This is a genomic window from Microbacterium sp. NPDC055312 (genome assembly GCF_053645675.1).
The window spans coordinates 1-22,010 of sequence record NZ_JBSHMU010000011.1; the positions used below are offsets into that span (position 1 = coordinate 1).

The 22,010-nt window shown below is 67.6% G+C and carries 30 protein-coding genes and 1 pseudogene; 23 read left to right on the forward strand and 8 right to left on the reverse strand.

The features are described 5' to 3' along the window. From ACWIDW_RS14585 to ACWIDW_RS14595, 3 genes are all read left to right on the forward strand, one after another. The coding region (locus tag ACWIDW_RS14585; RefSeq protein WP_454125982.1) for a M23 family metallopeptidase at nucleotides 1-957 on the forward strand (957 nt) is incomplete at its 5' end. A gap of 9 nt (nucleotides 958-966) precedes the next feature. Continuing rightward, nucleotides 967-2,421 carry an AAA family ATPase gene (locus tag ACWIDW_RS14590; RefSeq protein WP_454125983.1) on the forward strand — a complete coding sequence of 485 codons (1,455 nt, stop codon included), beginning with the start codon at nucleotides 967-969 and terminating at the stop codon, nucleotides 2,419-2,421. Next, nucleotides 2,418-3,302, forward strand: a complete 885-nt coding sequence (locus ACWIDW_RS14595) for an FHA domain-containing protein (protein ID WP_454125984.1) — start codon at nucleotides 2,418-2,420, stop codon at nucleotides 3,300-3,302. The genes ACWIDW_RS14590 and ACWIDW_RS14595 overlap by 4 nt, the downstream gene beginning before the upstream one ends. An 82-nt stretch (nucleotides 3,303-3,384) precedes the next feature. Here ACWIDW_RS14595 and ACWIDW_RS14600 read toward each other — a convergent pair whose 3' ends face one another. Then, nucleotides 3,385-3,639, reverse strand: coding sequence for a hypothetical protein (locus ACWIDW_RS14600; RefSeq protein ID WP_454125985.1), 255 nt, complete (start codon nucleotides 3,637-3,639; stop codon nucleotides 3,385-3,387). Nucleotides 3,640-3,910: 271 nt separating this feature from the next. Here ACWIDW_RS14600 and ACWIDW_RS14605 point away from each other — a divergent pair, with 271 nt between their 5' ends. The 14 genes from ACWIDW_RS14605 to ACWIDW_RS14670 all read left to right on the forward strand — a co-directional run bounded on the left by ACWIDW_RS14605 (nucleotide 3,911) and on the right by ACWIDW_RS14670 (nucleotide 13,487). After that, on the forward strand, nucleotides 3,911-4,996 hold the full coding sequence (locus ACWIDW_RS14605; protein ID WP_454125986.1) for a hypothetical protein: 1,086 nt from the start codon (nucleotides 3,911-3,913) through the stop codon (nucleotides 4,994-4,996). 375 nt (nucleotides 4,997-5,371) lie between these two features. Then, entirely contained in the window at nucleotides 5,372-6,721 is a 1,350-nt protein-coding gene (locus tag ACWIDW_RS14610; protein WP_454125987.1) for a ParB/RepB/Spo0J family partition protein, read from the forward strand. Nucleotides 6,722-7,117: 396 nt separating this feature from the next. Next, the gene (locus ACWIDW_RS14615) at nucleotides 7,118-8,071 is read left to right on the forward strand and encodes a DUF3560 domain-containing protein (RefSeq protein ID WP_454125988.1); all 954 of its coding nucleotides are present in this window, start codon (nucleotides 7,118-7,120) and stop codon (nucleotides 8,069-8,071) included. Nucleotides 8,072-8,102: 31 nt separating this feature from the next. Continuing rightward, entirely contained in the window at nucleotides 8,103-8,654 is a 552-nt protein-coding gene (locus ACWIDW_RS14620) for a hypothetical protein (RefSeq protein WP_454125989.1), read from the forward strand. A gap of 341 nt (nucleotides 8,655-8,995) precedes the next feature. Beyond that, the gene (nrdH, locus tag ACWIDW_RS14625; RefSeq protein ID WP_179516453.1) at nucleotides 8,996-9,241 is read left to right on the forward strand and encodes a glutaredoxin-like protein NrdH; all 246 of its coding nucleotides are present in this window, start codon (nucleotides 8,996-8,998) and stop codon (nucleotides 9,239-9,241) included. 3 nt (nucleotides 9,242-9,244) lie between these two features. Beyond that, entirely contained in the window at nucleotides 9,245-9,454 is a 210-nt protein-coding gene (locus ACWIDW_RS14630) for a hypothetical protein (RefSeq protein WP_454125990.1), read from the forward strand. Between the two features lie 112 nt (nucleotides 9,455-9,566). Further along, a complete protein-coding gene (locus tag ACWIDW_RS14635) occupies nucleotides 9,567-9,971 on the forward strand; it encodes a DUF6573 family protein (RefSeq protein ID WP_454125991.1) in 405 nt (134 codons plus the stop codon). Nucleotides 9,972-10,028: 57 nt separating this feature from the next. Next, complete coding sequence (locus ACWIDW_RS14640; protein WP_454125992.1) at nucleotides 10,029-10,268, forward strand: hypothetical protein; 240 nt, start codon at nucleotides 10,029-10,031, stop codon at nucleotides 10,266-10,268. A gap of 65 nt (nucleotides 10,269-10,333) precedes the next feature. Next, a complete protein-coding gene (locus tag ACWIDW_RS14645) occupies nucleotides 10,334-10,702 on the forward strand; it encodes a single-stranded DNA-binding protein (RefSeq protein ID WP_454125993.1) in 369 nt (122 codons plus the stop codon). A 108-nt stretch (nucleotides 10,703-10,810) separates the two neighbouring features. Continuing rightward, nucleotides 10,811-11,617: a ParA family protein gene (locus ACWIDW_RS14650; RefSeq protein ID WP_454125994.1), complete on the forward strand. Its 807-nt coding sequence runs from the start codon at nucleotides 10,811-10,813 to the stop codon at nucleotides 11,615-11,617. A gap of 4 nt (nucleotides 11,618-11,621) precedes the next feature. Then, nucleotides 11,622-12,011, forward strand: a complete 390-nt coding sequence (locus tag ACWIDW_RS14655) for a hypothetical protein (RefSeq protein ID WP_454125995.1) — start codon at nucleotides 11,622-11,624, stop codon at nucleotides 12,009-12,011. A gap of 29 nt (nucleotides 12,012-12,040) precedes the next feature. After that, nucleotides 12,041-12,433, forward strand: coding sequence for a DUF192 domain-containing protein (locus ACWIDW_RS14660; protein ID WP_454125996.1), 393 nt, complete (start codon nucleotides 12,041-12,043; stop codon nucleotides 12,431-12,433). Between the two features lie 47 nt (nucleotides 12,434-12,480). After that, nucleotides 12,481-13,116: a GNAT family N-acetyltransferase gene (locus ACWIDW_RS14665; protein ID WP_454125997.1), complete on the forward strand. Its 636-nt coding sequence runs from the start codon at nucleotides 12,481-12,483 to the stop codon at nucleotides 13,114-13,116. Nucleotides 13,117-13,154: 38 nt separating this feature from the next. Next, nucleotides 13,155-13,487: a hypothetical protein gene (locus tag ACWIDW_RS14670; protein ID WP_454125998.1), complete on the forward strand. Its 333-nt coding sequence runs from the start codon at nucleotides 13,155-13,157 to the stop codon at nucleotides 13,485-13,487. 26 nt (nucleotides 13,488-13,513) lie between these two features. Here ACWIDW_RS14670 and ACWIDW_RS14675 read toward each other — a convergent pair whose 3' ends face one another. The 5 genes and pseudogenes from ACWIDW_RS14675 to ACWIDW_RS14695 form a co-directional block, all read right to left on the reverse strand. After that, a complete protein-coding gene (locus ACWIDW_RS14675) occupies nucleotides 13,514-13,831 on the reverse strand; it encodes a DMT family transporter (RefSeq protein WP_046746591.1) in 318 nt (105 codons plus the stop codon). Further along, nucleotides 13,831-14,190: a DMT family transporter gene (locus tag ACWIDW_RS14680; protein ID WP_046746592.1), complete on the reverse strand. Its 360-nt coding sequence runs from the start codon at nucleotides 14,188-14,190 to the stop codon at nucleotides 13,831-13,833. The genes ACWIDW_RS14675 and ACWIDW_RS14680 overlap by 1 nt, the downstream gene beginning before the upstream one ends. Then, nucleotides 14,187-14,570, reverse strand: a complete 384-nt coding sequence (locus ACWIDW_RS14685) for a TetR/AcrR family transcriptional regulator (protein WP_454126013.1) — start codon at nucleotides 14,568-14,570, stop codon at nucleotides 14,187-14,189. Before ACWIDW_RS14685 ends, ACWIDW_RS14680 begins: the two co-directional genes overlap by 4 nt. Nucleotides 14,571-14,576: 6 nt before the next feature. Further along, nucleotides 14,577-14,807, reverse strand: a pseudogene (locus tag ACWIDW_RS14690) (TetR/AcrR family transcriptional regulator); the annotation flags it as partial. Between the two features lie 72 nt (nucleotides 14,808-14,879). After that, nucleotides 14,880-15,356 (reverse strand): dihydrofolate reductase, encoded by a 477-nt coding sequence (locus ACWIDW_RS14695; protein ID WP_454125999.1) that lies wholly within the window; start codon nucleotides 15,354-15,356, stop codon nucleotides 14,880-14,882. Between the two features lie 56 nt (nucleotides 15,357-15,412). Here ACWIDW_RS14695 and ACWIDW_RS14700 point away from each other — a divergent pair, with 56 nt between their 5' ends. From ACWIDW_RS14700 to ACWIDW_RS14710, 3 genes are read left to right on the forward strand one after another with little or no spacing between them, the layout of a single operon-like run. Beyond that, entirely contained in the window at nucleotides 15,413-16,117 is a 705-nt protein-coding gene (locus ACWIDW_RS14700) for a recombinase family protein (RefSeq protein ID WP_454126000.1), read from the forward strand. A gap of 47 nt (nucleotides 16,118-16,164) precedes the next feature. After that, a complete protein-coding gene (locus ACWIDW_RS14705; protein ID WP_454126001.1) occupies nucleotides 16,165-16,923 on the forward strand; it encodes a hypothetical protein in 759 nt (252 codons plus the stop codon). A 30-nt stretch (nucleotides 16,924-16,953) separates the two neighbouring features. Further along, nucleotides 16,954-17,943 carry a zeta toxin family protein gene (locus ACWIDW_RS14710; protein WP_454126002.1) on the forward strand — a complete coding sequence of 330 codons (990 nt, stop codon included), beginning with the start codon at nucleotides 16,954-16,956 and terminating at the stop codon, nucleotides 17,941-17,943. 4 nt (nucleotides 17,944-17,947) lie between these two features. On the opposite strand, the gene ACWIDW_RS14715 is transcribed toward ACWIDW_RS14710, so the two are convergent. Together ACWIDW_RS14715 and ACWIDW_RS14720 are read right to left on the reverse strand one after the other, a co-directional pair. Continuing rightward, entirely contained in the window at nucleotides 17,948-18,154 is a 207-nt protein-coding gene (locus ACWIDW_RS14715; protein WP_259955041.1) for a hypothetical protein, read from the reverse strand. 251 nt (nucleotides 18,155-18,405) lie between these two features. Then, nucleotides 18,406-18,780, reverse strand: coding sequence for a hypothetical protein (locus ACWIDW_RS14720; protein WP_454126003.1), 375 nt, complete (start codon nucleotides 18,778-18,780; stop codon nucleotides 18,406-18,408). Between the two features lie 253 nt (nucleotides 18,781-19,033). Between ACWIDW_RS14720 and ACWIDW_RS14725 the strand changes: the two genes are divergently transcribed. Genes ACWIDW_RS14725 through ACWIDW_RS14735 form a run of 3 tightly spaced genes read left to right on the forward strand, consistent with a single transcriptional unit; the run spans nucleotide 19,034 to nucleotide 21,990 of the window. After that, nucleotides 19,034-19,447 (forward strand): plasmid mobilization protein, encoded by a 414-nt coding sequence (locus ACWIDW_RS14725; protein ID WP_454126004.1) that lies wholly within the window; start codon nucleotides 19,034-19,036, stop codon nucleotides 19,445-19,447. Further along, nucleotides 19,444-21,135, forward strand: a complete 1,692-nt coding sequence (locus ACWIDW_RS14730; RefSeq protein ID WP_454126005.1) for a relaxase/mobilization nuclease domain-containing protein — start codon at nucleotides 19,444-19,446, stop codon at nucleotides 21,133-21,135. The genes ACWIDW_RS14725 and ACWIDW_RS14730 overlap by 4 nt, the downstream gene beginning before the upstream one ends. Before the next feature lie 51 nt (nucleotides 21,136-21,186). Then, the gene (locus ACWIDW_RS14735) at nucleotides 21,187-21,990 is read left to right on the forward strand and encodes a hypothetical protein (RefSeq protein ID WP_454126006.1); all 804 of its coding nucleotides are present in this window, start codon (nucleotides 21,187-21,189) and stop codon (nucleotides 21,988-21,990) included. The last annotated feature ends 20 nt before the right edge of the window (nucleotides 21,991-22,010 follow it).

The window sequence follows — 22,010 nt, forward strand, 5'->3', positions numbered from 1 at the left end:
ATCGACCCCGATACCGTGCCGAACATCGACGTCGGTGGGTACGGGCACGATCAGCTCGTGAACGCGGCTCACATCATCAAGGCCGGCGCAGACAAAGGCCTAGGCGTGCGGGATCAGACCATCGGCGTCATGACCGCGATGGGTGAATCCTCGCTCGTCAACATCGACTACGGCGACTGGGAGACGAACGGCGTCCGCAACCCGGACGGCAGCCCCACGACCTCGATCGGTCTATTCCAGCAGCAAGACGGCTGGGGCACCCCGGCCGAGCGCATGGACCCGTACATCACGTCGACAAAGTTCTTCGACGCCATGGTCAAGAAGGTCCCCGACCCCGAGCGACAGGCACTCGCGCCCACTCTCGTCGCTCACCGCACGCAGGTGAACGCCGACCCGTACCACTACGAGAAGTACTGGGACACCGCCGTTCAGATCGTCGAGGCCCTCGCCGGCGTCGACACCGGCCTCACAGAGGGCACCGGCGACCAGGTGTGCAACGGTGAAAGCCTCGTGCCCGGAACCGTCAATAAAGACGGCTGGGCCGCCCCCGCTGCCGGACCGATCAGCAGCAACTTCGGCCCCCGCGAACCCGTTATGACGCCCAACGGCCCCAGCAGCTCCTTCCACCGTGGAACGGACCTCGCCCCCGGATGCGACGCGCCCATTTGGGCCGCGCAGACCGGCACCGTAGTCGCTACCGGTTTCGGCGTCGGATACGGAGGTAACGGCACCATCGTCATCGACCACGGAGGCGGGGTCGAAACCGTCTACCTCCACATGTACGCAGACGGAATCCTCGTCAAAGACGGAGACAAAGTCGTCGGCGGCCAGCAGATTGCCAAAGTCGGCAGCAGCGGAACCTCATCCGCCTGCCACCTGCACTACGAGGTCCACATCAACGGCGAAGCCGTCGACCCCGAGCCGTTCATGGCCGCTGTCGGCATCACACTCGGATAGGAGACACAGATGACTAGCGAAGCAGCAAACTTCCCCCGCATCGAAGCCCTCACCCACGAGGACGGAACCGGTGCGCTCATCGTGCAGGGACGCCGACACGATGTGACCACCCCCGACGTGCACCAGACCCGCGCCCAGCTCATGCAGCTCGCGGCGGACCAGGCCCGCGCGCTCGGGCGACCCGTGAAGGTGACGACAGGCGGCGTCGAGCCGACCTATCACCTGATCGTTGACGAGCACGCCCAGGTGAGCGAGGACACCAACCCTCCCACGGCGACCACTACTCGAGGTGCGGCCCGCGCTGCGGCCGCCCAGGACGTCATCACCGACGTCCCCGCTCCCACGGAAGCTGCGCCGCCTGCAGTCGCACCGTCGCCCGCTCCAGCAGTCGCCGCCGAACCGGCTCCTGCAGTCGATGTGCCGCCGCGGCCGCCGCTGCCCACACCGACCGCAGCGCCGACCCCCACGGTCGCACCAGAGGCCACAGGAGCGGCCGCCTGGACGACAGAGGCTCCCGTGACCCGTCGCGAGGTGCGCACGTCGTTCCTCACCCAGGAGCAGATCGAGAAGCCCGCGACGACGGGCATTCGCGGGGCTCTGACCCGTGCCGGCATCCGCATGGCTCCCAGCGACGCAGAGCGCGCCGTGCGCGCCGACGAGCGCGCCGTGAGCCAGCACTGGCCTGGCCCGCGCACCATCGCCGTCGTCAACGGCAAGGGTGGCGCCGGCAAGACGCCCGCGACCATCCTCCTGAGCGCGACTTTCGCGCGGTACGGCGGCGCAGGCGTTCTCGCATGGGACAACAACCAGACCCGTGGCACGCTCGGCTGGCGCACCGAACAGGGGCCGCACGCCAGCACGCTGCTCGACCTCCTGCCTCACGCCGAACGGCTGCTCGGCACGGGCGCACAGGCGGCCGACCTCGCCCACTTCGTGCACCACCAGACCAGCGACCGCTTCGACGTGCTGCGCTCCAATCCCACCGCCCGGGCGAACGAACAGCGCATCACGCCGACCGACGTCGACGCGATCCACGCCGTCGCCGCGAAGTACTACCGGCTCATCTTCATCGACAGCGGGAACGATGAGAGCGACCCGATGTGGCTGCGCATGATCGACCTGGCAGACCAGCTCGTCGTCTCCACGACGACCCGAGACGATCACGCGGAAGCCGGCGCACTGCTCCTGGAGGACCTGGCCACACGTGACGCACGCTCCGCCCGTCTCGCGCGGGATGCCGTCACGGTCATCACCCAGGCCGATCCCAAGGCCACCCGTGCCGACATGCAGCACGTCGCCAACGGATACAGCGCCCTCACTCGCGCCGCGGTGATGATCCCGCACGATCCTGCCCTCGTCGACGGCCAGATCACCTACGAGAGCCTGCGGCCCGCTACGCAGCGCGCCTGGCTCGCCGCGGGCGCTGCCGTCGCCGGAGGCCTCAACGGACAGCCGCGCGAATGACCGAAGCTCAGAAGGTCGGGACGTGGCCCCGCATCCAGGTCGAGATTCGATCCGAGGCCCAGCACGTCACTGCGGTGCTCCGCATCAACGGCGCACCGCAGGGCTGCGCCTCTCCGACCGTGGAGGGCATGCGGGCCGGCATCATCGCGCGCTGCGCCGCCCTCGCAGACACTCTCTCGCGACCCGTCGCGGTCGACGTCGACGAGGCCGGACAGCGCTACCGCATCGCCGTGCGGCCCAGCGGCGTCGTCCAGCCGATCGACGCCGGCAACACGATCGCGGATGCCTCCCGGCTGACCCCCGTCAACGGCCCGTGCCGACAGTGCCAGCAGCTCGTCGTCGTCACCGCCGCCACGTGCGGCGCATGCGGCATCGAACAGCCGTTGCGCGTGGAGCTCAGCGACACTCCCCCACGCTCACCCGTTTCTCCACCCCCGGCGACTCAGGCCACCGCGCCCGCCGCGGTTGCCCCGGAATACCGCCGCACAGCCGCGCCGCTGCCCGAGGTCGACGAGCACACCGTGTTCGTCCGCGCACCGCGGCCGCAGCTCATCGTGCAGCTCGACAGCGGCGAGACGATCACGACGCCGGCTCCGGCCGTTCTCGGCCGCAACCCCGACGCGATCGACGGGCATACTCCCGTGAAGCTCCCCAGCCCCGGCCGCGAAGTCTCGCGCACCCACGCACTCGTCGACGTCGACGACGCCGGCAGACTCATCGTCACCGACCGCGGCTCCAGCAACGGCACATACGTCGACGGCCAAGCCCTGTCGCCCCACACGCCGACGATCATCGCCGCCAGCGCACGTCTCCAGCTCGGAGACACCACCGTGCAGCTCCAGAGCCGCACCGGCCGCGAACAACCCTCAACCCAAGGTTGACCCCCCGGCGTGTCACTCTGACGTTAACCATTGGCATAGAACTACGCTCGCTCACATGGCCCCTCGTCGACGTCCTCGCGGCTCACTGGTAGACCCAGTGCCGCTCGGCTACGTCGTCGAGCGCAGCGCGAAAGAACGGCTTGACCGCCTTGCGGATCAAGCAGCTGTCTCGTCGGCCGTGATGTTCGAGCACATCATCGAGCACCTGGAGCTGACCAGTCGCGGCCTGCCCGTGACGTGGCCAGAGCAGGAGCTTCACGACGGGGAGCTGCCTATCGACGCCGCTTAACGAGATGAGGCCCGCCAGGGGCGGGCCTCGAAACTCGAAGTGCCTCATCTGAGAAGTTTGGCGACTGGACCAGATGAAGGCGATGTGAGGAAGAACCGGCCGGGAGCCGGGGCTTCGTTGTACCTACCCATGCCAGGAAGGTGACTTCATCATAACGCCCAACGCCGCCTATTTCCACGCGCAATCGGCTCCGACACGCCGCGACGTGTCCCCCAAACGGCCGACAGGCCCCGATGCGCCCGCACACCGCCGCCTGACCGTCGATCGGCCACCGGCCCCACGGGGAGGCCGCGGCCCGCGCAGCCGCGGCCGGGGACTCATGCTGACGCCCCCGGAGGGCGTCTACGCCGCCGTGCCGGTCTGCCGGCCCTCCGACTGGCTGCACGCCGTGGAGTTCGCTCTGACCATCCCCAGCGTGGAGGCCCTACGCCGCCGTCTGCGCGTCGCAGGCCCCAGCACGGTACTTTCAGCCGCCCGCCAATGGGCGGCCGCCGCAGACCGCTCCACAGGCCGCGACGTCGGCATTTCCCACGCCACCGTCGCTGAGCGCATCGGGTACGCCGAAGCGACCGTGAAGCGCATCATGCGCTTTCTCTCGCGGCTCGGCCTCGTCGTCGAGTGCGCCCGCGGCCGCAATCGCCTCTCCCTCGACGAGCTGGCCGAGGCCCGCGCGCTCGGCGCACAGCACCAGCGCGCGGCCGCCTCTACACGAGCACTCACGATCCCTCACTCTGTGGACGGCACCCCCCTACCCCTCTCGGGACCAGTTAACGAAACCTCTCCCGTTACAGAGAACTCACCAAAGCGCGCCCAAGGCGCGCGAAAGGCCGGCGCTCCGCGCCGACCAGCTATGACAGGAGTGGTTGAAACGGCTGAGGCCCAGCCTCGTTGGCCGTTCGCGGTCCAGCAGTTCGCCGCGCAGCTCGTCGACCGGCTGCCCCGGCTCCTGCGGACCCCCCGCGCGCAGCCGCAGCGCGTCTACGTGCGAACACCGGACGGCCGCAACGACGCCGTGTGGATCGGCGGCCGCCACATCGGCCAGGTATGCGACGCGATCGCCAGGCATCGCCTCGTCGAGCGCGGCTGGACCGCACACCAGGTCCTCGAACACGTCGACCGCTACCGGGCCGGCATGCGTGCCGACGTCGAGCCGGCCGAGCAGCGCGATCCGCTCGCCTGGCTGTTCTGGCTCATCGGCCAGACGATCGCCGTCGACGAGCTGGCACCCCGCGCTCGAGCGGAAGCCGAGGGTGAGCGCCACCGTGTCGAGTCCGCAGCTCGACGCGCTGCGGAGGCCGAGCTACGCGAGCGCATCGCGGCCCAACAGCCCGAAATCGACGCGATCCTGGCGCAAATGCACTGCCAGTTCCCACGCACCCCGAAGGTGCGCCGGCCCAAAGCCTGACCCGCCCCACACCGAGCGGCCACCTGACCACCTGTGGACGACCCGAGCTGCCGCCGGGCTCCACTCGCCCACAAGGATGGACAGCTGCCCTCAACACCAGGGGGACGGCCTGCCGGCCGCAGATCCTTCGCGCCCTGCGGGGCGCCGTTTTTTACCGTGAAGCCTGCGGCAGTCTACGGTCGGCCACGCTCCGCGCAAGCCCCGCGAGCGGGGCCGGCTCCCCCGAGACTTTCCGGCACGCGGTCGCTGCGCTCCCTCACATCGCACCGGAAACTCTCTCCCCCACCGCACTCCGTGTTGACGCTGCGCACGTCCTCCCTGACCGGCACATTCGTGCCTTCACGGCAAAAAAACGTGGAGGGGAAAGGGATGAACATGACCACCACGACCACGCCCGGAACCATCGAGCACATCGACCCCCAGACCATCGACGTGGCCACGAACGTGCGCACCGAAGCGACTCTCGGGAAGGAGTTCGTCGACAGCATCCGCGCAAACGGCGTCCTCCAGCCCGTCGTCGCCTACCGCGACAGCGAGGGCGTGCACGTCCGCTACGGCCAGCGCCGCACCCTCGCCGCCCAAATGGTCGGCCTCGCGACGATGCCCGTCTACGTCGTCGACGTCGACGACACGGACACCGCCCAGCGCATCATCGAGCAGCTGGTCGAGAACGACCAGCGCGAAGCACTCGGAGAGGGCGACCGACTCGACGCCTGGCGGCAGTTGGAGTTGGAAGGACTCAGCGCCACGCAGATCGCGAAGCGCACCGGCACCAAGCGCGACACGATCAAGACCGGCCTGACCGTCGCATCCAGCGACACCGGAACCCGACTCGTCGCAGAGGTCGGACTAACCCTCGACCAGGCCGCGACCCTCATCGAGTTCGAGGACGACCCCCAGACCGTCGCTGACCTCACCGAGATTGCCGGGAGCCAGCCCGACTACTTCCCCGTCGCCGTCCAGCGCGCACGCAACGAGCGCGACGCCGCCGTGCTCCGCGAGAAGGTCGAGGCGGAAGTAGCGGCCAAGGGGCACCGCATCCTGTCGACCTCCCCGGGCTGGGAGGATGCCACCCCCTACCGTCTGCACCAGGTGACCGACGAAGGCGGGAACCGGATCACCAGCGACTACGTGGAGGGCAAGCCCGGGATCGCGGCGCACGTCCGCGCGTGGGACGCCGAGCAGTTCGAGGTGACGTACTACGTCGACGACCTCGATGCGGCAGGACTGATCCTCCGCCCCGGTGCCACCAGCGGCGCGGCCAAAGGCCCGATGACCGACGAACAGAAGGCCGAGCGCAAGACGCTCATCGCCAACAACAAGGAATGGGACGCCGCTGAGTCGGTCCGGCGCGAGTGGGTCGCGACGTTCCTGGCCCGCAAGACCATGCCGAAGGACGCGATGACCGTGGTCGCAACGCTCCTGGCCACCGGAGGCTACGACCTCGGCCAGTCCATCGGACACGGCAACAGCCAGGCGCAGGAATTCCTCGGCATCGAGCGCGGCTACGGCGACAAGATCGCCGAATACCTCACCGCGCACCCGACCCGCGCCGCGCACGTCGCCGTCGCGATCGTCCTCGGCGGCATCGAACAGCAGACCAGCCGCGACACCTGGCGCTCCCCCCGCCCCGAGAAGGCGGCGTACTTCCAGACGCTCCAGGCCTGGGGATACCCGCTGTCGCCCGTCGAAAAGATCGCCGCAATGCTCACCGACGAGAACTAATAGAGGCAATATCCCCATAAGAGCCAGCCGCCCCGCGCCACAGTGCGGGGCAATGCTGTGCCGCCACGGAGGCCAGCCCAGCAACCGGGCCGCCGACAGAGGCCGGCCCGGACTGAGACGACGGCGCTGCGCGCCGACTGTTCACGAGCGCGCATACGCGCGTCGTTTTTTGGCCTTGAAGCCTGCGGCAGTCTACGGTCGGCCACCCTCCACGCAAGCCCCGCTGCGCGGGGCCGGGTCCCCCGAGATTTTCGGGCGCGCGGTCGCTGCGCTCCCTCTCATCGCACCCGAAATTCTCTCCGCCACCGCCCTACGGGTTGTCGCTCCAGGCGGCACTCCCTGACCGGCACTACGTGCCTTCAAGGCAAAAAAACGAGGTGGAGAGAGGAACCAAGCATGCTGAGCATCACGCACACGCACGAGGCCGGAACGATCATCGAGGGAACCGCCAAGGGCGACGGGTCCGCCGCGATCTTGAAGGCGAACCGCTGGCGCTGGGGCCGGAGCATCGGCGCATGGTACGTCCCGAACAGCCGCGACCGTCTCCCCCAGCACCACATCATCACCCGCACCGCCGCAGCCCTGGAGGCGGCAGGGTTCGAGCTGGCACCGCTGGAAATCGACCGCACGACCCGCAGCACCGCAGAGGTAGAGGCCGGGAAGATCGCCCGCCAGGCTGACCGCGTAGCCGCGCTCGACGCCAAGGCCGACCGGAAGGCCACGAACTCGGATGCCGCATGGAACAAGCACCTGAGCGACGTCGCACGCCTGCCCGAGGGCGGCGAGCCGATCAAGGTTGGCCACCACTCCGAAGGCCGCCACTGCCGCGCGATCGACAAGGCCCACAACAGCATGCGCCGCAGCATCGACGCCCACCACGACGCCGAGGAAGCCGCCCGCCGCGCCGAGGCCGCCGCACACACCACGGATGCCCGGTACAACCCCGTGACCGTCGCCAACCGCATCGAGAAGATCGGCGCGGACATTCGCCGCACCGAGCGCCGGATCATCGCGGACGTGTACGACCCCGAGACGGGATACCGCCCCGCGACCGACGAGCAGAAGGCCAAGCGAGCAGCCGCCTACGCACCGCAGCTCGACGAGCTGCGCGACCAGCTCGCCTACTGGGAGCAGGTGCGCGCCGACCAGATCGCCACGGGACGCGCGACCGGATACAGCCGCGACAACATCGCCAAGGGCGACGCGGTGAAGGTCCGCGGCTACTGGCACAAAGTCGCCCGGGTGAACGCCAAGACGGTCAGCGTCGAAACCGCCTACAGCTGGACCGATCGCGTCACCTACGCCGAGATTCAGGACCACCGCACCGCCGAGCAGATCACCAAGAACTAATAGAGGCATAAGGGATAAGGGAGATACGACCATGAACACGACCACCGCCACCCCCGCCGCTCAGACCGTCGAGCCGGGAACGCCGCTGCACTGGTTCCTGGAGGTCTGGAGCGGCGACGCCGCGGCCGACATCGCCAAGGCGCTCACCTGCACCGAGGCCGACGCCCTCGCCGGTCTGCTGCGCTCCTGTGGCCGCACCGCGGCCGCGCTCGAATGGATCAACGCCCACGCACGGAGCGACGAGGAAGGCGACGCGCACTACCGCACACCCGCCGAGACGCTGCGCGCCGAGTTCGACGAGCTCGCGGCATCCGTCCCCGGCCTCGACCTCTGCGAAGAGGACCCCGAGACGTTCGGATACGGGCACCTGGTGTTCCACAAGCAGAACGAGGACGCCCGAATCGGGTTCACCGAAATCTGCGACCGGCCCAGCGACGACCCCGAGCGCGAAGTCACCGGATACGAGTGGCGAGCCGACCGGCGCGACGCAGACGGCGTGACCGTGGTCACCGCATCCGGCAGCGCCACCCTCGACGACCTCGACACCATCACCGCAGCCGCGTGGACGTGGGCGACCCAATAGGCCGCCCCAGCCGTGCCCTCCGGGGCACGGCGCGAGGGGAGCAACCCCCTCACACTCCCCCGGCGCCGCTGCGCGTCGGTGTGCGCTCCCCTACGGGTCGCCGGCATTCATCGGGCTTCGGGCATCGTTCCTGACGCTCCATCATTGCCGCCGCGGTCCTCCACACAAGCCCCTCCGGGGCCGGCTCCTCCGAGATTTTCGCCACGCGGTCGCTACGCTCCCTCACATCGCGACGAAATTCTCTCCCCCACCGCCTGCGGTTGTGTTCCGGCCCTGCTGCTGCGGCACTGCTCCGCTTATCAGGAACGAGCCAGCGAATTGATCGAGAGAGGAAGAGGGACATGATCGAGAACGAGCTGACGGTGTACAGCAAGCCGAGCTGCGTGCAGTGCAACGCGACGTACCGGGCACTCGACGCCAAGGGCATTCCCTACCGAGTCGTAGACCTCAGCCAGGACGACGCGGCGCTGGAGTACGTGAAAGACCTCGGATACGCACAGGCTCCCGTGGTCGTCGTCGACGATCAGGACCACTGGGCAGGCTTCAACCCCATCGAAATCGACCGTATCGCCGCACACATGGGATGACCGATGAGCGAACAGCAAGACGAGCGGGGCCCCGTGTCGTGGGAAGCGTTCAATTGGATGCGCCAAGAGATCCCCCGACTGCAGGGCGAGGTCGAGCAGCTGCGCCAAGACGTCGAGTTCTGGCAGCAGCAGACGAATCACTGGTACATGAAGGCCAACTACACCCCCGAGCAGATCGCAGAGTTCCAGCGCCGCCGCTCGCTCGAGCAGTGACCACTTGACCATAATAGAGGCATTATGTACAATAGAGACATAGACCAAGACCCGCGGAAACTCGCAGATTGTCCAGCCCGATAAATAGAGGCATTAAGTACAGGAGGACAGCATGAGCATCGAGAACTACTTCGGCAGCGTGATCCACAGCCGCACTCGCGAGGACGCACTAGCGGACGGCGATCTAATCGACGCGGGCGACATGGCGCTCGAAGCCCGGTTCCGCATCCCGGTCGCGCTCACTCGTGCCGCGTGGGCCGAGGCGGTCGCCTGGGACGAGGACAGGCCCGAGCCGCAGGACGAGGACGGCCGGCTGTGGGACGTGCTCTACATGGCCGGCATCGCCGCGGGCAACGCCCCGGGCGGCCATCGCGTCACCTTCCGCGTGCTCCGCATCCCGAACGAGGATCGAGGCCAGCAGTGGAACGAGGCAGAACTGATCGAGCTGGCGCTGCACATCGGCCCCGGCGACGAAGGCGAGGCCGTCGTGACGATCATGCTCCCGCGCGAGGACTGAGCAGGAATCCCGGCATTCCCCCTAATAGAGGCATAAGGTACAATGGAGGTGCAGAAGATGAAGAAGCTGATCGTGACGAAGCTGGCAGAGCTGCGGGAGGGGGACGTGTTGACGGCCCTCGACGGCAAGCCCTACGCCAAGCCCCTCACCGTCGCCAATGAGCTAGGGCCGATCACGACCGGTAGCCCCGTGCGCGGCGTCCGGTTCGAGCCGCCCACCGGCTCCGGCATCGAGTGGGTGTTCTACCCCGGCCAGATGGACGGGCACCGCATGACCATCAACCGCTACGGGCTCTGAACCCGTTGCAAACCGGTACTAATACCGGCATTATCCCCAACACAGAGAGAAAGGAAATGCTCACCATGAGCTACATCACCCGCACCGGAAATCTCGCCGCGACTCCCGTCCTGCGCGAGAACGATAAGGGCAAGCCGTACACCTACGCCCGCGTGCTCGTGACCGATCGCATCCGCAAGGACGACGGCAACTACGAGGACGGCGGCACGATCGGCTACGACGTGGCCGTGCAGGGCAACCAGGCGGTGAACCTCGTCGAGGCCGCGGAGCGCTCCGGCAACATCCGCATCACATTCGCGGGAGAGTACCGCACGACCGTCTACCGTCCCGAGGGTGGCGAAGAGCGCATCCAGCACGAGGTCCGGGCCGATGAGGTTGGCGTGAGCCTGCACCTCCAGTCCGTGATCGTGGAGCGCACCGGCACAACCGAGTGACCGCGCCCAGGAGGGGAGTGCCCCAGTGCTCCCCTCCTTTCCTCGTACCCAATAGAGGCATTGTCACTAATGGGGATACAATCAGAACATACGACCCGGGAGGAACCCGTGACTGACACCAACCAGCGCGAAGCAGTGATACTGACCGCCTGCAACCAGAAGGGCGGCGTCGGGAAGTCGACGACCGTCTTCCATCTGACCCGGGCGGCCGTGCTCGCCGGCCTGCGCGTGCTCGTCGTCGACAGCGACCCGCAGGGCAACATCACTAGCGTTCTGACCGAGGACGTCGGAGAGACGGAGCCGGGGCTGGCCGACGTGCTCAGCGAGTACACGCCCGACACCATCGCAGACGTCATCGTGCCGGGAATCTGGGAAGGGCTCGACGTCGTGCCAACGACGGGGGAGACGCTCGGTGTGGTTCGCGATCAGCTCGTGGTCGCTGGAGCCGCCCGTGAGGGACGGCTGAGCCGTGCCCTGAAGGCTGTGCGCGGCGACTACGACCTCATCCTGATCGACTGTGGCCCGAACCTCGACCAGCTCGTCATCAACGCGCTCACGGCCGCTGACGGCGCGCTCGTGGTCACGCAGACGAAGCTCTGGAGCGCCAACGGGCTCGCGAAACTGCTCGACACGATCACGCAGGTGCAGCAGAGCTACAACCCCCGGCTGCGCGTCGCGGGCGTCGTGCTCAACCAGCACGAGTCCCGAACGGTTGGCGGCGGACACTGGGCCAGCGAAATCGAGGCGGCCGCCGAGGCGCGCGGCCTCCCGCTGCTCAGTCCGCCCGTGCCGAAGCGCCAGGCGATCGCAGATGCCACCGAGGAATCGATCGGGCTCGACGAGGGCGACGCCGACTCGCGTGAGCTCGCAGCGATCTACGACGGATACCTCACGCAGCTCACCGGAAGGAACTAAGCACATGGCCGCGAAGCGAACCGAGCGCCGCACGTCCGCGCTCAGCGGGCAGACGCCCGTCAACACCCAGGCAATGCCGGCGACACAGCCGACTCCGGCCCCGGCTGCAGTCGCACCCGCAGCACCCGCCCCGACCCCGACGAAGGCCGGGGGAGTGGCAGCGAAGAAGCCGACGCGCACGAAGATGAACTACTACGCGGACAGCGACCAGGACGGCCGCATCCGCGCCGCGTTCTACGCCGGTCGCGACAAGTACCGCTGGCGGAACATGACCGACATGCAGCTGCACGGCGTGATGGGCCTCGTCGAGTCGCTGGAGCGTGAATTCAACGACGGCGAGCACTTCGAGCCGATGCCTCCCGGCACCGGTCCCGTGGGCCGGCCCCTGGAATGAAGCGTGCCGCGGCGGCGGTCGCGGCCGCCGTGGCGATCATCCTCACCGGCTGTGCCGCCGACGTCGACGAGCTGCGCGTGACCATCGACGGTGTGACGATCACCGCCGAGCAAGCAACGAGCACCGACGCGCAGCGCGAAGGGCTCAGCGGGCGGGACAGCGTGCCGGACGGCACCGGCATGTGGTTCCCGCTCGAGCCCGCACAGCGCACAGAGGTCTGGATGCAGGACACCCGCGTGCCGCTCGACGTCGTATGGATCCGCGACGGGCGCGTGACGGGCGTTGTGACGCTCCAGCCGTGTTCGACGGACGCATGCCCCCGTGAGGCGTCCCCGGGCGTCGTAGACGCGATTCTTGAGGCCCCGGCTGGCACATTCAGCCATGTGTCGCCAGAGACAACCGTGCAGGTAGAGAGCGAGTAGGACAGATGGGCGTAGGACGGATTGACACCCCGCAGGCCAGGCAGATTGTGCAGACCGTCGCGGCGCAGCTCATCATCGGCTATGCGCCCCCGCACATGGTGGCGGCCGACGACCGGCGAAGAGCGGCGCAGCTCCGGAGGATCTTCGGAGAAGACACCCACCCTGAGCCGAGCATCATCATCGGTGCGAGTGATGACCGGGGGATGATGCTGGGCGGCGCCGTGGTCGAGCCGTTCGTGTCCGACGAGCTGATATCGAAAGAGCCCGACGCCGCGCGGCAGTTCGCGACAACACACCGAATCCTCGCCGCCCTCTTCGTGCTGCCTGAGGCCCGCGGGTCCGGTATCGGCCGAGAGCTGCTTTCAGAGGCCGCGTACTGGGCTCTTCCTCATGGTGGCCGCTACCTCGATGGGTTCGTGGACGACCGGAACAATAGCGCGGATTTCTACCGCAGGTCCGGCGCGACCGTTGTCGGTCACAACACGGGACTCCCCGCACGGCGTCCCACCAACAGCGAGCTGAGCCATTACCCGGGCATTGACGGAACATGGTTTTACGTCGACGCATGGCGAATGCACCAGGGCAAGATCAACTGCGCGCGGTGCCGCGACGTGTTCGAGTTCGTCGACGAGGACGGCGGCTATCTCCTATGCCCCAACTGCGGGACGCCCGAGGCGAAGTAGCCACGCTCGACGTCTGATGTTCCCGCAACGATGTCTCAGTGGGAACGAACAAGCGCTACCCGCATTTGCCGGCGCAGAGGGGCGAAGAGCGAGAGCTGCGCGAGGCGCGCAAGCGCGGGCCGCTGCGAACCCTCGATTCCCTCCAGCTTCGATTGCATGCGCAGCCGCTCACCATCGTTCCCGAGCAGACGACGATATGGGGTCACGCCTGGCTCCAGTTCGGGGATACGAACGTCCGGTGCGTCGTCCAGGTGAAACGTTGGACGGCCGACGCCGTGGGCGTCCAGGTAACGATCGACGGCGACAAGCTGCGGTGCTGGATATGGCAGGGAGCATGTCAGCGAATCTCTGACCCGACCGACGTTTGGTAGCCCCGCTGTAAACGATCGCGCCTGGCTTAGTGGACGGCTCCGAGTTCAATGCAGAGAACCCCACCGACGATGAGGACGATGCCGAGGCCCATCAGCCAGGTGAAGGGTTCTTTGAACAGGAACTTGCTGAGGATGGCCGTGAGAGCGACGCCGGATGCAGCCCAGATGCCATAGGCGACGCCGAGGGCCATGCCGCCGGCGAGGGCGAGGCTGAGCATGGTGAATGCGAGGACGTAGCCCACGGCCACGCCGACGTACCAGCGCTTCTTGTCGACCGCCATACGGAGCGACAGCGTGCCGACGACCTCGAAGATGATTGCGCCGATGAGGAACAGCCAGACCATCACGCGACCTCTGCCTTCTTCTTGTGACCGGCCTGCGCGCCGAGTTCGACGCAGAGCACTCCGGCGATGACGACGACGATGCCGATGCCCATCAAGAGCGTGAGCGGTTCGCCGAAGATGATGAGGGAGAGGAGCGCCGTGAGTGCGACCCCGGAGGCTCCCCAGATGCCGTATGCGACGCCGAGGGCCATGCCAGTGCGCAGCACGAGGCTGAGGAACACGAAGGCGCCGATGTAGCCGGCTGCGACGAGTGCATAGAGGGCGGGTGCGTCGAGCGCCCCCTTGAGGGATAGTGAGCCGGTGACCTCTGCGGCGATCGCGCCGATGAGGAACAGCCAGCCTTTGGCTTTGTTGGTCACTGGGGGTCTCCTTCATTCACGAGTTGCAGGGCGATCGCGCGCAGGATGGATCGTTCGTCGTCGCGGACGGTGGGGATGCCGAGCGCGGCGTTGAACCAGGCACCGTCGGCCAGCAGGCGGGCGGCTCGAAGTGATGCGCGGCTCGCCGGGTCAGTGTCGATGTCGCTGCCGAGCCACGGGGTGAGGCGTTCCGCCCACAGAGCAGACAACCGCTCCCGCAGGTTCACGTCCGCGAGCAGGGCGAGATCGCTGGAGTCGAAGTCGCCGTTGAGTGCGTAGTCGACGTACGCGCGCAGCTTGTCGATCGGCTCGGCATCCGTCGAGGCCCGAGTATGCAGATCCGCTTCCCAGCGGTCGATGATGCGGTTCACGACTGCCACAGTGAGAACTTCTTTCGTGCCGAAATGGTGGACCACCCCGGGCTTCGTCAACCCCGCCTCGCGAGCGACTGCATCGAGGGTGAGGGCATCGCCGCGGCGAAGGACTTCAACTGCGTGATCGAGAAGTTCGATTTTGGTTGGCACATTTCTAATATACGTACCATACGTATGGTAAGTCAACTCAGCTGCGGGCTCAGCCGTAAACGATCGTTTGTGGCTTGACGCACTTACCTTCACTTGACCGGGCGCCGCTAACGTGCGCCACTACGTGACTCCGGCAGAGGTTTTCGGTCGGGATGAGTCAATCAGTCAGTGGAAGGGTTGGTTCCGGTCGTAGGAGACGAAGGTATATCCCTCCTGTGGGATTCTTGCCGTCTCACGCCACACCGCTGAGTCAACGTCAGGAAAGAAGACGTCGCCGGCGGGTTCCTGATCGACTTCGGTCAGCTCCAGTTGGTCAGCAATCTCGAGAGCTTGACGGTAAACCTGCTCCCCTCCGGCGATGAATACTTCTTCGGTCCGACATGCGGCCAACGCTTCCTCGAAGGAGTGCGCCACCACGACACCATCTGCGGTCCAGTCCCGTTGTCGGGTTACCACTACAGTGGTTCGGCCCGGAAGAGTCCGGCCAATCGAGTCATAGGTTTTGCGGCCCATGACCAACGTCTGACCCATCGTGAGGTGCTTGAAGCGTTGCTGTTCACCTCGCAGTCGCCATGGAATGTCCTGCCCGTTGCCGATCACGCGATTTCGACCAAACGCAGCCACCAAAGTTATTCGTGCCATGCCCCTATTCTGGCGGGCTCCCGGCGCAGATCCGCCACGCAATTGCGAGCGTTCACGTGACCTCTGTCTGTCCGCCGAAAACGATCGTTTTCGGCGGCCTCGTCAGCGTCGACGACCAGGTGCGCGACACGCCGAGGATCGATCCGCCGAAACCCCCTGCCGAAACCGAATCGCGCCGGAACATCGGCAGTACCGTTTTCGGCATGGCACACGAAGTCGGCTACGCCCGAGTCTCCAAGCGTGAGCAGAACCCGGACGCGCAGGAGGCCGAGCTGCGCGCGGCCGGCTGCGAACGTGTGTTCGTCGACCACGGCGAGTCCAGCCGCGTCGCAGACCGCCCCCAGTGGCTTGCCTGCCTCGACTACCTCCGGCCGGGGGACACCCTCAAAGTGCGCCGGCTTGACCGCCTCGCCGGCAGTGAGCGCATCCTGATCGAGACGTTGCAGGACCTTGACGCCCGACAGGTGAACATCGTCAGTCTCACAGAGCCGATGATCGACACCACGACACCGATGGGCCGCGCCCTCTACGGCATCGTCGCTGTGTTCGCGCAGCTCCGCGTCGACACGATCCGCGAGAACACGACCCGCGGCCTCGACTACGCCCGCAGCCAGGGCCGCGTCGGCGGCCGCCCGAGCGTGATGACGCCCGAACGGATCGCAACGGCTGAGCGCATGCGCGCCGAGCAGCAGAGCTGGGAAAGCATCGCCCGCGTGCTCGGAGTCGGTGCCACCAGTGTTCGCCGTGCGCTCAACCCCTAGCCCTTTCAAGGCATCCTTTATAGAATGTTCTATAGGAGGTGATCGTTATGACGATCGCAGAGGTTCCGGCCGAGGCGCGTGCGGCAATGCGCGCCCGTCGCCGGAAGGAAATCGACGAGCTGGACTACCGGCGTGAGCTGCGCAGGCTCGAAGAGCGCGGCTACACCCAGACGCAGATCTCCAAGTGGCTGGGGATCGCGCAGCCGTCCGTGCTCAGTGCGCTCCGCACGGCCGCGAAGGTTGCGATGCCGCTGGACGGATTCTCCGGCGCTACGCCGTACGAGATTTGCCAGCGCTACGCGGGCGGCCTCATCGACCGCGCGCAGCTCGTCGACGAACTCACACGGTTCCCATACGTCGAAGGCGGCCACACGGACGGGTATGACTCTCTCATCGTCGACCCTGCCGGCACATGGTCCGAAGTCAGCGACGCTCGACGTCGCGGGCTCATCGAGAACGACGTCTACGAGGAAGTGTTCAACCGTCGCCACAACACCGCGGCGACGCCGGCACCGGCCCCTGAGAAGGAGGCCGCACCCCGCAAGGTGTCATCGAAGGATCGAGCGCGCGACACCGCTCGAGAAATCGCCACGGCGGTAGGCGGGGGAGTGGTCACGGAGAAGAACGGCCGCTTCTTCATCAAGACCAAGTACGGCGTGCAGCTCGAAGTGAAGAACCCGCGCGGAACCGTGACAGAGCGCAGCGGCCGCACGGGCCGGTACAGCACCGTCCACCGGAGTGCGACGACCGGCAAGGTTGCGAAGGCCAGCGGGAAGGTCCGCGCACACGATCGGCACGGCGACTAGAGCGTGGTTTCCGATGCAGTCGCTCGCCACATGGATACCGTGCGCGAGCTGTCCAAGCCTGGCCAGGCGCTCGCGCCGAATGCCGCCACCGCCACGACGAACAACCCCGCGTGGTGGGTCGGCGGTGAGCCAACGCTGGCACGCGACCTTCTCCACGAACGACTGATCGCCGAAGCGCGCGCAGCGGCTCCCGACGTCGAGCAGCAGCACCGCGCAATCGTGCTCGCCGGACCTCCCGGCGCCGGCAAGAGCACCGTTCTGGGCGGCGTGCTCGGAGAGCACCGAGGAAAGTACCTCGTGATCGACGCGGACGAGTTCAAGCGCTCGCTTCTGCGCGAGGCGCAGGCGGACGGGAGTTACGACACGTGGCTCATGCCCGACGCCATTCGCGAGCGTGAGGCGCAGGGGGAGAGGTTCTACCCGCTGGAGCTGGCATCCCTCGTGCACGAGGAATCGTCCTACCTCGCTAAGAGCTTGCGAGCCGACGCGATCGCCGCGGGCGACAACATCGTGATCGACACCGTGCTCAGCAACGAGGCCGACGCACTCGCGCTCGGACAGCGCCTCACCGCGGCCGGATACGACGTCCGGGTGATCGACGTCGAGGTGCCCTACGAGCTGTCCGAAGAGCGCATCCGCGGCCGCTGGGAGCACGCCTACGCGACCGCCCTGGACGGCGGCGATTCGCTCGGCGGCCGGTGGGTTCCCAGCGAATACGCGCGCGACGTGTTCGACGGCCCTGGAGGCCAGTCGAAGCCGGAGGCCGCAGCACGCGCCCTGGCCGAGCAGTGCCCCGCAGTCAGCCGGTATCGGGTGTTCCGCACGACTGCCGAAGAGGCGCGCGCAGCAGACGCCGAGGGGCGTCCTGCGCAGGCGACAGTCGAGGTCGACAAGTCCCGCAGCTCGCGCAGCGCCGCGCTCGTCGACACTGCCCTGGCACGCACACAGCAGCGCGCCGCAGCCGCGCGCCCGATAGCCACCGATCGCGGATCGTCGACGCCCGGGCCGGAGCGCTCCTAGGCGCTCAATCGGCATCCTTCGAGAGCGTGTCGATCACCGTGACGAACTCCGTTCCCGTGACCGTCACCGTGTTCAGCAGGTGATATCCGTAGCGTCCGTGATCCGCGAGTTGCTGATCGCGCTCCGCGACCTTGCGAAGCAGACTGCCTCGTGAATCGTCCAGCGTCGGCAGCGTTGTCGTGATCGTCGTGAACGCAACCAGAGTGCTCATCGTGACGTCCTCTCCCTTGGTTTGTGTCGTCCGAAAGTGAGCAGTTCGGCGCATGCGCCGAGCTGCCTGCTTTCGGCGAACACTTGCCGCCTTGCACGCAGTGGAGGGGCGGTCAAGGGGAGCCCGCAGGGCTCTCCCGAAGGGACGCGCAGCGCCCTTGACGGGCCTGGAACGGAGTGCAACCCCGCAACGCGGGGAAACGCAACAGACCCCGCACCGGGAGCCGGATACGGGGTCTGTTATGCGTGGAGCTATCCGAGGTCGGAGCTGCCACCTTCTGCCTCGCTGACGGACGCCGGAGCGGCCTGAGAGGACGACGGCTTGCGCGCCGCTCGCTTGCGCGTCCGCTGCTTCTTGTCCGGCTCATCGAAGCCGATCTTTCGCAGCTCGACGTCGGTCCATCCAGCTGACAGTGCGGCGTTATAGCGCTGCACGTCCTCGCGCTCGGCGTCGCTCACGAGCGCGGCCAGTTCGCGCTCCAGCTCGGCGCGGCGTCGCTCCGCGTCGGCGCGTACGTCTGCGACGTTCTGGCGCGCCTCCGCGAGGCCGCGGATAGCGCTCAACCGCTCCTGTTGGAGCTGGTTGGCGCGTGCTTCTGCTTCTTCAACGGAGAGTGTTTTAGCCATATCCACAGTGTATGTATGTGTTCCGTCAAACACCAGAGCGCGCGCAGCGCGGGGAGGCTCCGAAGCGGCGCAGCCGCTTCCACCCCCTCCTGTCGTCGGTGGCGGCCTCTGTGGAGTTCCAGACGGAGCAAGCTATACAGTTACCCGGGGTAACTGGGGCTTGATCCTCGACACGGGGTCGCGGATGCGGCACACTTGACGTGTGGTCCCCGTTCGGGGTCGCTGCGCTGGGCATGAGAAAGGCGGTGTTGTTATGGCGAACGAGTCGCCGGAGCGCCGCACGTCCAAGGGGCGACGTCGTGCGAATGTCCCGGGGGGACGCACGAAGCGGCACGAGGTATGGGTGTCGCCCGAGGAAGAGGGCGAGCTGTACCGTCGTGCGCTTGCGCAGAACGTGACGATCCCGCGCTACCTGTACGAGTGCGCGATGGCACCCGAGACGGGCGAGACGGCGACGGCACGGCGTGAGCAGCTTGCAGACCTGTTCCGGCTGCACCGTTCACTCGCGAGCGTCGGTAACAACCTCAATCAGATCGCACGCGCAACGAACGCCGAGGGGTTCGTGCCCGTCGAGCTGCGCGACGAGCTGCGGCACACCATCGCCGCGGTGCGACGCACGGCAGAGCAGATCGACGAGGTAGTGGATCAGCTCGGAGTCCGCGCATGATGCCGAACGTCGTGCGCGGCGATCGCATGTCCGGATTGCTGACGTACCTCGCGGGAGCGGGTCGCCACAACGAGCACACAGAGCCGCACGTTGTCGCAGGCGATGACGCGATCATGGCGTGGCACGCAGACACCGAGCTTGGACGTGACTCTGCACTCGCGATCGCGCGGCACCTGGACCGCACCAAGCAGGCGTTTGGTACGGAGGTTGCGGGCGGTCACGTGTGGCATTGCTCGCTGTCTCTGCGCGCCGAAGAAGGCATGCTGACGGACGATCAGTGGAACGCGATCGCCAACGACTTTGTGAAGCTGATGGACTTCGATGACGCCGAAGGGACGAAGGCTCCGACACGGTGGGCAGCCGTCCGCCACGGGGTCAGTCAGAACGGCAATGACCACATTCACATCGTGGTCAACCTCGTGCGCGAGGACGGCACGAAGGCGAGCGTTCACAACGACTTCCACCGTGCACAGAAGGCCGCACGCGCACTGGAGCAGAAGTACGGCCTGGAAGAGCTGGAGTCCGCATCGGCCGAGCGCTCGACGCGCGGTTACGACCCCGCCGAGCAGGAGGCACAGGCACGCTCGCGCGCCGAGTGGAAGTACGACCGGACTCGCCGTGAGAGCGACGAGCCGATGCCGTCGTGGGAGCAGCTGACGCCCATCGACCGGCAGGCCCGTATCGCCGCGGAGAAGAGCGCCGATCAGCCCCGGTACGCACTCGCGCGCACGGTGCGCGGGTGTGCCACCGCGGCGGAGAGCGAAGGCGAGTTCGTTCGCCGCATGCGGCGGTCAGGCCTCATCGTCCGGCCCCGGTTTGCGGAGGGCACCCAGGACGTCATCACCGGCTACAGCGTGGCCGGTCGACCCGAGGCCGGCGAACGGCCGATCTGGTACGGCGGCGGGCACCTTGGGCGCGACCTCACGCTGCCGAGGCTGCGCGCCGAATGGCCCGATACCCCGACCGGCGCGACGGACGCGGCGGCCGAGTGGAACGCCGCTTACCGTGGCCGCCGAGTCGTGCAGCCCGGGCGTGAGGCGGCCGAGGTAGACCCGCAGATGTTCGAGCAGATGAACGCCGAGCTGGGCGAGCTGCGCGACCGTCTGCGCAGCGTTCCGGTCGACGATCGCGAGACGTGGGCGCGCGTCGCTCGCCACACGGCGGGAGCTTTCGCGGCGTGGTCTAACGCGGTCGAGGACGAGCCTGGCGACCTGGCGCGCGCCTCCGACATTCTGTCCCGGTCGGCGCAGACCTGGCGCACGCCGATCAAGCCCAAGCCGACCAGCATGGGGTCGCTCGCCGGCACGGCGATGCTCCTGGCATCGGGCGCGCGGGGCGGGCAGGGGCTCGCTGCACAGGTCATCATGATCCGTCAGCTGGCGAACCTCGCGAAGGCGGTCTACGACGCTGCACGCGCGAGCGGGGAGCTGCGCCAGGCACAGGCCATTCGGGACGCTGAGCGCGACCACCTGCGCACCGTGCACGCTCGCCTGGAGGCTTACGCGACGACCGCGCCGGCACCGGCACAGGTGGCCACGGTCGACCCGGAGCTGGAGGCGATGAAGCAGCGCATCAGCGCCGGCCGCACAGACGTCAACAAGATCGGTTCGCCGCTGCCTACCGAGCTGCCCGACCGCCCGCGCGTGAGCCCGAGCGTCAAGGAGCCGGAGCGCGGCCCCGAGCGATAGGAGGGTACGGAAATGGTGGATACAGACGGAATCGAAGAAAGCCTGGAGGGCATGGCCCGCGTTGCCGTCACGGCCGGCGCTCGGCTCGGTGAACAGCTCAGCCAGGCGATCGCACAGCGCGCCCGTGAGCTGGAGGCGCGGACGGCGACGGAGGCCCGGGACCTGCGCGACCGGTTCGAGGCCGAACGCGCCGCGGCGGTGGCCGAGGTCCGGCAGGTGCACGGGGCGGAGTTCTGGAACCAGAACGACCCTCAGCGGATCGGCCAGACGTTCGCCACGGCGCGCGCGTGGCGTGAGTTCGAGCCGGAAGCGCGCGCCGCGGAGGACCGGATGAAGGTCGAGCTGCACGAGCGCTACGGCATCGTCACCGACGCGCTCGGCAGCGACCCGGCGAAGGTGCAGGAGTGGGTGGCGCGGCTGGAGGCCGAGCGTCTCGAAAGGCTCGCCCAGGAAGAGCGCCGCAAGGAGCAGGAGGACCGCGCTGACGCCGCGGTGACCCTCAGCGAGGCCGACCGGCTCGACGCGCAGGCGGCACAGGCTGAGGGGGCCGCGCAGCACGAGCCGGACCCTGCCGAGCGTGACGCCGCAGCGGCTCAGGCGGGCGAGCTGCGCGACGCCTCCGCAGAGACGCGCGGGGAGTCCGGCCAGGACTACGACAGCGCCGGTCGACGAGCTGCGCGCGCGGCCGAGCTGGAGGGTAAGCAGATCGACCAGGAGACGGTCGCGACGCGCATGCGTGCGGACGTCAGCCAGGGCCGGCCGGCGTCCGAGGCGGTGATCGCCGGCAAGACGGCGAAGGCGCGCAAGACGCGCATCGGAGCCAGCGCGGGACGGACACAGCAGCTCGGCCGCTGAGCGCAACGAGAGAGGGCCGC